10 protein-coding genes are annotated in these 10,525 nt (G+C 64.9%); 7 read left to right on the top strand and 3 right to left on the bottom strand.

The genetic code is table 11. The annotated features are described in order from the left end of the window. Positions 1 to 188: 188 nt before the first annotated feature. From JOZ76_RS20195 to JOZ76_RS20185, 3 genes are all read left to right on the top strand, one after another. Positions 189 to 422 (top strand): hypothetical protein, encoded by a 234-nt coding sequence (locus JOZ76_RS20195; RefSeq protein ID WP_291701143.1) that lies wholly within the window; start codon positions 189 to 191, stop codon positions 420 to 422. A 75-nt stretch (positions 423 to 497) separates the two neighbouring features. Next, entirely contained in the window at positions 498 to 728 is a 231-nt protein-coding gene (locus JOZ76_RS20190) for a tautomerase family protein (protein WP_291701141.1), read from the top strand. A gap of 122 nt (positions 729 to 850) precedes the next feature. Then, entirely contained in the window at positions 851 to 1,246 is a 396-nt protein-coding gene (locus JOZ76_RS20185) for a (R)-mandelonitrile lyase (RefSeq protein ID WP_291701139.1), read from the top strand. A 16-nt stretch (positions 1,247 to 1,262) separates the two neighbouring features. Here JOZ76_RS20185 and JOZ76_RS20180 read toward each other — a convergent pair whose 3' ends face one another. After that, entirely contained in the window at positions 1,263 to 1,490 is a 228-nt protein-coding gene (locus JOZ76_RS20180; RefSeq protein ID WP_291701137.1) for a hypothetical protein, read from the bottom strand. Positions 1,491 to 1,726: 236 nt separating this feature from the next. Here JOZ76_RS20180 and glmS point away from each other — a divergent pair, with 236 nt between their 5' ends. After that, the gene (gene glmS, locus JOZ76_RS20175) at positions 1,727 to 3,553 is read left to right on the top strand and encodes a glutamine--fructose-6-phosphate transaminase (isomerizing) (RefSeq protein ID WP_291701136.1); all 1,827 of its coding nucleotides are present in this window, start codon (positions 1,727 to 1,729) and stop codon (positions 3,551 to 3,553) included. 105 nt (positions 3,554 to 3,658) lie between these two features. Beyond that, the gene (locus tag JOZ76_RS20170) at positions 3,659 to 4,447 is read left to right on the top strand and encodes a DUF502 domain-containing protein (RefSeq protein WP_291701134.1); all 789 of its coding nucleotides are present in this window, start codon (positions 3,659 to 3,661) and stop codon (positions 4,445 to 4,447) included. Positions 4,448 to 4,549: 102 nt separating this feature from the next. On the opposite strand, the gene JOZ76_RS20165 is transcribed toward JOZ76_RS20170, so the two are convergent. After that, a complete protein-coding gene (locus JOZ76_RS20165) occupies positions 4,550 to 5,041 on the bottom strand; it encodes an EVE domain-containing protein (protein ID WP_291701132.1) in 492 nt (163 codons plus the stop codon). A 102-nt stretch (positions 5,042 to 5,143) separates the two neighbouring features. Then, positions 5,144 to 7,252: an ATP-dependent DNA helicase RecG gene (gene recG, locus JOZ76_RS20160; RefSeq protein WP_291701131.1), complete on the bottom strand. Its 2,109-nt coding sequence runs from the start codon at positions 7,250 to 7,252 to the stop codon at positions 5,144 to 5,146. A 231-nt stretch (positions 7,253 to 7,483) separates the two neighbouring features. Between recG and JOZ76_RS20155 the strand changes: the two genes are divergently transcribed. Both JOZ76_RS20155 and JOZ76_RS20150 read left to right on the top strand, forming a co-directional pair. Further along, a complete protein-coding gene (locus tag JOZ76_RS20155; RefSeq protein WP_291701129.1) occupies positions 7,484 to 7,774 on the top strand; it encodes an FAD assembly factor SdhE in 291 nt (96 codons plus the stop codon). Next, positions 7,771 to 10,525: transcription-repair coupling factor (locus JOZ76_RS20150; protein WP_291701127.1), on the top strand; the 2,755-nt coding region annotated here is incomplete at its 3' end. The genes JOZ76_RS20155 and JOZ76_RS20150, both read left to right, overlap by 4 nt.

Raw genomic sequence — 10,525 nt, 5'->3', positions numbered from 1 at the left:
ACGAAGACGCCGCCACGCGTTCGGTCCGGGCAATGCGAGATTTCCTTGCAGAACAACTGTCCCACTAGGCTGGCAGAAGGGTCGCGCGTCCCGTCTCCGGCAGTCATTTGCGCCGGTAGCGCAGCGCATCGACGAGCAGGGAGAATGCCGGCGAGGGCTGACGGCGGCTCGGCCTCGCTTACGCGCTGGTGTATCCCGGCTTCGGCGTCGAAGCGGTCCGCCGCGCTCCGCTGGACAATTGCGGGCTCGCGGTCGCCGCCTACACCGCCCGCCTCGATCTCGTGCTCGGCGTGGCAAGCCCCTTGCTCGGTCTGATCGGCTCCGGCGCCGGCCCGGGGTCGGTGTTGCTCGCGAGCGCGACCGTCGTGCTCGGCGCCGCCGGCGTCGCGGTCTGGCTCATCAAAGCATTGAAGGCGCAATGAAACTCATCGCAAGGGCGATGGTTGCTCTTGCTCTGGTCGCATCGGGGAGTGACCGCTTTGAAGGAAGGAAAAATCATGCCGCACGTTATCGTAAAACTCCATTCGGGAAGATCCGAGCAGCAGAAGAACGCACTCGCGGAAGCCGTCACCAAGGCCGTGACGAGCACACTCAAGTCGGGAGAAGAGTCCGTGTCCGTGGCAATCGAAGACGTCGAACCGCGGGATTGGGCCGAACAGGTGTACAGACCGGACATCCTCGGCAAGATGCAAACGATCTACAAGAAGCCGGGCTACGATCCGCTCTGATGCGCCCGAGACTACGCAAGGTGATCACGCGCAGGAACCCGCTTATTGCTGGAGTCTTACCCGCGCTAGCGGGTGCAGATTGGACGTTCGCCCAAAACCCAGCAGGACCAAAGGAGGTGAACATGGAGATCAAACAAAACGGCTCGCAGCCATCACGTCCGGGACCGCAGGAATGGTTCACCGGCTCAGTGCGGATCGACCCGCTGTTTCAGGCGCCCGCGCCGGCGCGTGCCGGTGCGGCTTGCGTGACCTTCGAACCCGGCGCGCGAACCGCCTGGCACACGCATCCGCTCGGCCAGACCTTGCTCATCACATCGGGTTTCGGCTGGGTGCAGCGCGATGGCGGGCCGATCGAAGAGGTACGGCCGGGCGACGTGGTGTGGTTTCCGCCGGGCCTCAAGCACTGGCACGGCGCAACACCAACCACGGCGCTGACGCACATCGCGATCCAGGAGGCGCTCGATGGCAAGAGCGTCGATTGGATGGACAAGGTCAGTGACGAGCAGTACCGCAGGTGATGCGGAACTCGTGCCTCTAGCTCTCCTCGTCGGCGAACTCGGAGAAGAAGGCGCGCGTCAGGCGCCAGCCGCGCGGCTTCGCGCGCTTCGCGGGTTCGCCTGCGTCATGCTTGATGCGCATCGGCGTAGCCTCCCGTTCGTAGCGCGGTGGCGGCCAATGCGCGAGATGCGTACCCGCGGTCTCGCTTGCGCGGACATACAGCGACGAGAAACCTCTGCTGTCACGTGAACGCGAATTCTTCACGGCGTTCTCCTTGACCGTCCATCAGAGCGGAAAAGCATTGACCACGCGTTAAGAACCCATCCGGCAAAAGGCAATGTAGGATTACCACCGAAGGGTATCTGGCGACGGGCTTAACCCTGTCGCAATCGGCAATAATTATTGAGTATCTGGGCACCAGCATTTCCCGCTATTTCTCGCTTAAGAAACAACGATCATTTTAAGGTTCTTTTCGACGATTTCGGGAGATAGCGATCCGCATGTGCGGCATTGTCGGCATTCTCGGGCGCAGCCCGGTCGCAGAGCAACTCGTCGATTCGCTGAAGCGCCTTGAATATCGCGGCTATGATTCCGCCGGCGTGGCGACGCTCGAAGGCGGTCATCTGGCGCGACGTCGCGCCGAAGGCAAATTGAAGAACCTGGAAGCGCGGCTGCGCGGCGAACCGCTGTCGGGCCATACCGGCATCGGGCACACGCGCTGGGCTACGCACGGCAAGCCGACCGAAGGCAATGCGCATCCGCATGCGACCGAGCGCGTCGCCCTCGTCCACAATGGCATCATCGAGAATTTTCGCGAACTGCGCGAGCAACTCGAGGAGCAGGGCGCGGTCTTCAAGACCGAGACCGACACCGAGACGGTGCTGCATCTGGTCGACAGGCTTTTGTCGCAGGGTTTTAGGCCTGTGGATGCGGTACGGACAGCGCTATCGCAATTGCGCGGCGCGTTCGCGCTGGGCTTCATCTTCGCCGGCGATGATGATCTGATGATCGGCGCGCGCAACGGTCCGCCGCTTGCGATCGGCTACGGCGAGGGTGAGATGTATCTCGGCTCGGACTCCATCGCGCTCGGACCGTTCACCGATACGGTGAGTTATCTGGAGGATGGCGACTGGGTCGTGCTGACCCATGATGGCGCCACCATCTACGACAAGACCAACGCGGTGGTGCATCGCGACGCGATCCGGCATGCCGCATCGGCTTCGCTGGTCGACAAGGCCAACTACCGCCACTTCATGGCCAAGGAAATCCACGAGCAGCCGGAAGTCGTGGGCCACACGCTCGCGCGCTATGTCGACATGGCGACCGAGCGCGTGGCGCTGCCGATCAGCCTGCCGTTCGATTTCAAAGACATTCAGCGCATCTCGATCACCGCCTGCGGTACGGCGAGTTACGCCGGCTATGTCGCCAAGTATTGGTTCGAGCGGCTTGCCCGCGTGCCGGTCGAACTCGATGTGGCCTCCGAGTTCCGCTACCGCGAGGCACCGCTGCGGAAGGGCGATCTTGCGATCTTCATCTCGCAATCCGGGGAGACCGCGGACACACTGGCCGCACTGCGCTATGCCAAGGCGGAAGGCTGCCACACGCTGTCGGTCGTCAACGTGCCGACCTCGACGATTGCGCGCGAGAGCGAAACCGTGCTGCCGACGCTCGCCGGTCCCGAGATCGGCGTGGCTTCGACCAAGGCCTTCAGCTGCCAGCTGATGGTGCTGGCGGCGCTCGCGGTTGCCGCCGGCAAGGCGCGCGGCGAGATTTCGGCCGAGGACGAGAGCAGGCTCGTGCGCGGGCTGATCGAGATTCCGCGCCTGATGACCGCGGCGCTGGCGACCGAACCGCAGATCGAGAAGCTCGCGCGTGACATCGCCAAGTCGAAGGACGTGCTTTATCTCGGCCGCGGCACCAGCTATCCGCTCGCGCTCGAAGGCGCGCTGAAGCTGAAGGAGATCTCTTACATCCATGCCGAGGGTTATGCCGCCGGCGAGCTCAAGCACGGGCCGATCGCGCTGATCGATGAGACCATGCCGGTCGTGGTGATCGCGCCGTTCGACCGGGTTTTCGAAAAAACCGTCTCAAATATGCAGGAAGTGGCGGCACGCGGCGGCAACATCATCCTGATGACCGACGCCAAAGGGGCGGCCGAGGCAACCGTCAACTCGCTGGTGACGATCGTGATGCCCGACATGGCCGCGACCTTTACGCCCATGGTCTATGCCGTCCCGGTGCAGCTTCTGGCCTATCATGCCGCCGTCATCATGGGAACTGACGTCGATCAGCCGCGCAACCTCGCGAAATCGGTGACTGTCGAGTAGGCGGGTCGACGATTGGGCAGTAGGGCGACGCTTGGTCACCTCGCCCCCTTCAAAAATCTGCTAGAACATCCTAGCTGATAGTGCTGCCCTCGACCTGGAACCCGCATGAGCGCCCGCGACGACAATCTGCCGCCGCCGACCATTCCCCCGGCCGAAACGCCACCGGAACCGCACCACGGCGGGATCATGGCCCGCATCCGGAACTATTTTTTGACCGGACTCGTGGTCGCGGGCCCGATCGCGATCACCTTTTACCTGACCTGGTGGTTTGTGACCTGGGTGGATGGGCTGGTGCGGCCCTTCGTTCCCATCGCCTATCGGCCGGAAACCTATCTGCCATTCGGCCTGCCCGGATCGGGCCTGATCGTTGCCGTGATCGCGCTAACGCTGCTCGGTTTTCTCACCGCCAACCTGATCGGGCGGACACTGGTCGATCTCGGCGAAAAAATTTTGGGACGGATTCCCGCCGTCCGCGCGATCTATCGCGGGCTGAAGCAGGTGTTCGAGACGCTGTTCTCGGGCAATGGATCGAGCTTCCGCCGGGTCGGCCTGGTCGAGTTCCCGTCCCCAGGGATGTGGTCGATCGTGCTGATCTCGCAGCAGCCGAGCCCGGAGGTGGCACGCCGCCTGCCCGGCGAGGAGGAGCATATTTCCGTGTTCCTGCCCTGCGCCCCTAACCCGACCACCGGTTTCTTCTTCTACGTGCCGAAGAGCAAGATCATCGAGGTCGAGATGAGCGCCGAGGATGCGGCGACCCTGATCATGTCCGCCGGTGTGGTGCAGCCCGGGTCCGATTCGCAGAAGAAGATCGCGGCGCTCGCCGGAATGGCGAACGCAGCTCGCGGCGCCACTGGCACGCCGCCGCTGCAGCCGGCGCCCGCGAAGGTGGAGTGAAACGCAGCGCCGCGACGTCTTCTGCAAGTCGCCGCTCCGTTGCTCCGTTTCGCGCTGCAAAATTGGTACCTGAAAAACCACACGCGGGAAATTCGATCCGTATTACGCGACCCGCGCTACCAGCAGTTCCTCCACGGGCAGTACGCTCGCGTTCATCGCGCGGGCGATCCGGCGCATGTCTCGCCGTTCGATCTCGAACAGGCCAAGGCGCAACTGGTAGCCCCAGTTCCTGTTGTCAGCGGAAAACGAGAGGGCGTCGAGCAACGGGCGGATCGGCGCTTCCGCAGCGTTGATCCAGCGGACATCGCGGCGGAATGGCCGAAAGCCGTCCATATCGGCCCGGTAGGGATCTCCTGATTTGACCACGCCGATCGCGGTAAAAGCCTGCAGGCGGTCATTGCTGCCGAAAGTCTCAGTCGGTGAATAGTAGACGATCCAGTCGCCTGGCGATATCCGACGTAGCGGCGTGCCCTTGCCGTGGCACACCTGCATGAAACCGTGCGTCCGGCCGATGCGCACATGCTCGGCCGAGGCTACCGCAACCCAGCATTTCGGGACGAGAGAAGTGGGGGCAAGAGCTTGAGCTTTCGGCATCGGCGGTCCTTTCGGCGGCGGAATCGGTATCGTTTGCGGACGATACGGCCTGCTCGTGCCAGATTCTGTCAGCAGTCTTTGCAAGGGTAGGCCGGATGCCGCTCATCCCGCGCTGAGGAACGGGATCGCCTCGTCGCGCTCGTAGAGGTACAGCAGGCAGCGCAGCGCCGCTCCGCGCGGTCCCCCGAGCTTCGGGTTCTCCTTCATGATGTGCAGCGCCTCGTCGCGCGCCTGCGCAATCAGCTGGGCATGGACGTCGGAGCGCGCGATGCGATAGCCGGGAAGCCCGCTCTGCCGAACGCCCAAAACATCGCCTTCGCCGCGCAGCTTCAGGTCCTCCTCCGCGATGCGGAAGCCATCGGTGGTCTCCCGGATCACCTTAAGCCGTGCCTTTGACATCTCGCCGAGCGGTTCATGATAGAGCAGGAGGCAGGTCGAGGCCTCCGACCCACGGCCGATGCGCCCACGAAGCTGGTGTAACTGGGCGAGGCCGAACCGCTCGGCATTCTCGATCACCATGATGGTGGCCGCGGGGACGTCGACGCCGACCTCGACGACCGTGGTCGCCACCAGGAGGCCGATCTCATGGGCGGCGAATTGCGCCATCACGCGGTCCTTCTCCGCCCCCTTCATCTGGCCGTGCACCAGGCCGACGCGATCGCCAAACCGTTTTTGCAGGCTCTCGAAGCGCTCGGTGGCGTTGGTCAGGTGGCCGGTGCCTTCGGCTTCGGATTCATCGACCAGGGGACAGATCCAGTAGACCAGCGCGCCGGCGGAGAGCGCCCGCCCGACCGCGTCCATCACCTCGCTCAGTCGGCTGGCCGGTACCGCACGGGTATCGATGGGCTGCCGCCCGGCCGGCTTTTCCCGCAGTTCCGAGACGTCCATGTCGCCAAAATAGGTCAGCACCAACGTGCGCGGGATCGGCGTGGCGCTCAGGACCAGGACGTCGACGGCTTCGCCCTTGCCGGTCAGGGCCAGCCGCTCGCGCACGCCAAAGCGGTGCTGCTCGTCGACGATCGCGAGCGCGAGCGCCTTGAAGGCGACGTCGTCCTGGATCAGCGCGTGGGTGCCGACCAGCAGGTCGATCTCGCCTTGTTCGAGTTGCGCCAGGATGTCGCGCCTTTCCCGGCCCTTCTCGCGGCCGGTGAGAATCGCGACCCGCAGGCCGGCAGCCTCGGCGAGCGGCGCGATGGTCTTGACGTGCTGCCGGGCGAGGATTTCGGTCGGCGCCATCAATGCCGCCTGCTTGCCGGCTTCTATAACGGCTGCCGCCGCAAGCAGCGCCACGACCGTCTTGCCCGAGCCGACATCGCCCTGCAGCAGCCGCAACATTCGCACCGGCTGGCGCAGATCCTCGGCAATGGCGGCAAGCGCTTGCCGCTGCGACATGGTCAGCGCATAGGGCAGCGCATCGATGACGCGTTTGCGCAAATGGCCGTCGCCGTCATGGCGGTTGCCGGCCGGGCGGCGGAGCTGGGCGCGGATCAGCGCCAGCGCCAATTGCCCGGCCAGCAATTCATCAAAGGCGAGTCGCGACCAGAATGGCCCATCGGGAAGAACATCGGTCAGCTCGAGCGGCTGATGAACGCGATGGAGCGCCTCCGCCATCGTCGGAAAGCCGCAGCGGCGCATCACCTCCGCGCTGATCCATTCCGGCAAATCGGGCAACTTCTGCAGCGCGAGGGCGATCGCCCGCTTCAGCGCACCGAGCGCGAGCCCCTCGGTCAGGGGGTAGACCGGATCGATGCCGGACAGTTTGGCAAAGCCCGCCTCGTCGACGACACGGTCGGGATGAACGATCTGCGGCGTGCCGTCATACATCTGCAGGGTGCCCGAGACGTAGCGCGTGGCGCCCACCGGCAGCAGTTTCTCGACCATGCCGGGCGGGTTGCGAAAATAGGTCAGGACGAGGTCGCCGGTCTCGTCGCTGGCATAGACCAGGAAGGGCGCGCGCCTGTTGCGCGGCGGGGCCGGCCGGTGGCGATCGATAGTGACCTTCAGCGTCACAACGGTTCCCGGCACGGCATCGCGGATCTTTGGCTGGGCGCGGCGGTCGATCACGCTGGTCGGCAGATGCAACAACAGGTCGACGAGACGCGGCGTGTCATCCCGCCCGAGCAGATAGCGCAGCAGCTTCTCCTGCTTGGGCCCGATGCCGGAGAGGCTCGTGACCTGCGCAAACAGCGGATTGAGCAGAGCGGGGCGCATCCAAAATCTCTTCGCTCGCCGCGACAGTTCGAGTGAAAGTCGGGAATGAACCAGGGCGCGGCTTGCGCATTCATCCATCAAAGGGCGCTGGTCGGTCCGGTCAAGCCCCGTGGCGGCAGCGCATTGTGGATCATGGGGCCAAGGAAAGGGCTGACATCTTTGGTCCCGACCGCTATATGAACGCCGCCCGGCACGTCCGGGCTTTCGGCGTTGGACTGGAATTTTTGGGATATGACGGGGACGACACGATCGAGCGACGGCCTCGATGCCCGGCGCAAGCGGCTGTTGTTTCGCTGCTGGCATCGCGGCACGCGGGAAATGGATCTCATTCTCGGCCGATTCGCGGACGCCGAGATTGCGACGCTTGCCGATGACGAGCTGGATGAGCTCGAACGCCTGATCGAGGTGCCCGACCCGGATCTCTATGCCGCACTGACCGGTGATCGGCCGGCGATGGCGCCGTGGAATGGGGCCCTGTTCGAACGCATCAGGTCGTTCCGCGGGGCAGGTGAGGGCGTATGAAACCGACCGTGCGATCACCCGCCGAGCTCCTGGCGGCGGGCCGGCCCGTGACCTTCTCGAACGTCGCCGAGGGGGCCGAGGGCCTCATCATTTCCGATCTGGCGCGTGCAATCGCGGTACGGCCGAAGCGGCCGGCGATCAGCCTTGCCGTGATCTGCCGTGACGGGCCGCGCATGCAGCAGCTGGCGCGCGCGCTTTCCTTCTTCGCCCCCGATTTGCCGGTGCTGGAGTTTCCGGCCTGGGATTGCCAGCCCTATGACCGCGTCTCGCCACATGGCGGCATTCTGGCGCAGCGCATGACCACGCTGGCGCGGCTCGCGCGGCTGGCCGGCAGCGACAAGCCGATGATCGTGCTGACGACCGTCAACGCCGCGGTTCAGCGCGTGCCGGCGCGCGACATCGTCGCCGCACAGGCACTCTCGGTCGCGCCCGGCCATGTGGTGCCGATGGATTCCGTCGTCGCCTGGCTCGAACACCACGGCTATCTGCGCTCCTCCACCGTGCGGGAAGCGGGCGAATACGCTGTCCGAGGCGGCATTCTCGACCTGTTTCCCGCTGGCCTCGACCTGCCGGTCCGCTTCGACTTTTTTGGCGACAGCCTGGAATCGATCCGCTCCTTCGATGCCGAGACCCAGCGCACCATGCTCGACATGCGCTCGCTCGACCTCGTGCCGGTCTCGGAGTTCCAGCTCGTTACCGAGAGCATTCGCCGCTTCCGGATGGGCTATGTCGCAGAGTTCGGCACCCCCGGGCTGGACGATGCGCTCTATGAGGCCGTCAGCGAAGGCCGCCGCCATCCCGGCATGGAGCATTGGCTGCCGCTGTTTCTGGAGCGGATGGACACGCTGTTCGATTATCTCGGCGAGGCGCCCGTCGTGATCGAGCCACAAGCTGAGGATGCGGCGCGCGAACGCCTCAAGCAGATCAAGGACTACTACGAGGCGCGGCGCGAGGCGCTGGAGCATCCCGGCAGCGGCGCGATCTACAAACCCCTGCCGCCCGACCGGCTCTATCTCAGCGAACAGCAATGGACGCAGCGCCTCGCGGATGCGCCGCTGGCGCGGCTGACCGCGTTTTCCGTGCCGGCCGGTGCTGCCGTCGTCGATGCCGGCGCGAGGCAGGGGCGCAATTTTGCACCGGAGCGCAACGATGCCGCCGTCAACGTGTTCGAGGCCGTCGTCGCGCATGTGCGCGCGCTGCAGGCCGAGCGCAAGAAGGTCGTGATCGCGCTGTGGAGTGAGGGCTCGCGCGACCGCATGGCGAGCATGCTGGGAGATCACAAGCTCTCCCATGTCACGAGCGTCAACTCTTGGCGCATGGTGCAGGCCACCCCGCGCAACGAGACGATGCTCGCCGTGCTCGGCATGGAAGCGGGCTTTGAGACCGGCGATGTCGCAGTCATCAGCGAGCAGGACATCCTGGGCGACCGCCTGGTGCGGCCGCGCAGGGCAACCCGTAAGCTCGACAATTTCATCTCCGAGGTGACGAGCCTCGCCGCCGGCGACATCGTCGTCCATGTCGAGCACGGCATCGGCCGTTTCGTCGGCCTGCAGACGCTCGACGTCGCGGGTGCGCCGCATGACTGTCTCGAACTGCATTATGCCGCCGAGACAAAACTGTTCCTGCCGGTCGAGAACATCGAGCTGTTGTCGCGCTACGGCTCCGATCAGACCGATGTCGAGCTCGACAGGCTCGGCGGCACCGGCTGGCAGACCCGCAAGGCCAAGCTGAAGAACCGGATCCGCGAGATCGCCGGCGAGCTGATCAAGATCGCGGCCGAGCGCCATCTGCACGAGGCGCCAAAACTGCCGGTGCAGGCGGGCCTCTATGACGAGTTCTGCGCCCCCTTCCCCTATGAGGAGACCGAAGACCAGCTCACCGCGATCCAGGCGACGTTGAAGGATCTGGAGATCGGCCGCCCGATGGACCGGCTGATCTGCGGCGACGTCGGTTTTGGCAAGACCGAGGTGGCGCTGCGCGCGGCGTTCGCGGTTGCGCTCGACGGCAAGCAGGTCGCCGTGGTGGTGCCCACAACGCTGCTGGCCCGCCAGCACGCAAAAACCTTCACCGAGCGCTTTCGGGGCTTTCCCGTCAATGTCGCGCAGGCCTCGCGGCTGATCGCGCCGAAGCAGCTCAAGGAGGTCAAGAAGGGGCTCGCCGACGGTGGCATCGACATCGTGGTCGGCACCCATGCGCTGCTCGGCAAGTCCATAAAATTCCACGATCTCGGCCTGCTGATCGTCGATGAGGAGCAGCATTTTGGCGTCAGCCACAAGGAGCGGCTGAAGCAGCTGCGCGCCGCGGTGCACGTGCTGACGCTGAGCGCAACCCCGATCCCGCGCACGCTGCAGCTCGCGCTGACCGGGGTGCGCGAACTCTCGATCATCGCCTCCGCGCCGGTCGACCGCCTCGCGGTGCGCACCTTCGTCGCCCCGCATGATCCCCTGATGATCCGCGAGGCGCTCCTCCGCGAACGCTATCGCGGCGGCCAGGCCTTCTATGTCGTGCCGCGGATCGAGGACCTTGGGTCGGTAAAAGACTTCCTCGACAAGAACGTGCCGGAGATGAAGGTCGCCGTCGCCCACGGCCAGATGACTCCGACCATGATCGAGGACATCATGTCCGCGTTCTACGACGGCAAATACGACATCCTCTTGTCGACCACGATCGTGGAGTCCGGCCTCGACATTCCCAATGCCAACACGCTGATCGTGCATCGCGCCGACATGTTCGGCCTCGCGCAGCTCTATC

The organism is Bradyrhizobium sp. (assembly GCF_019244115.1).
In the GTDB taxonomy this organism is placed as follows: Bacteria; Pseudomonadota; Alphaproteobacteria; order Rhizobiales; family Xanthobacteraceae; genus Bradyrhizobium.
This window is presented reverse-complemented; position numbering and strand designations above follow the sequence as displayed.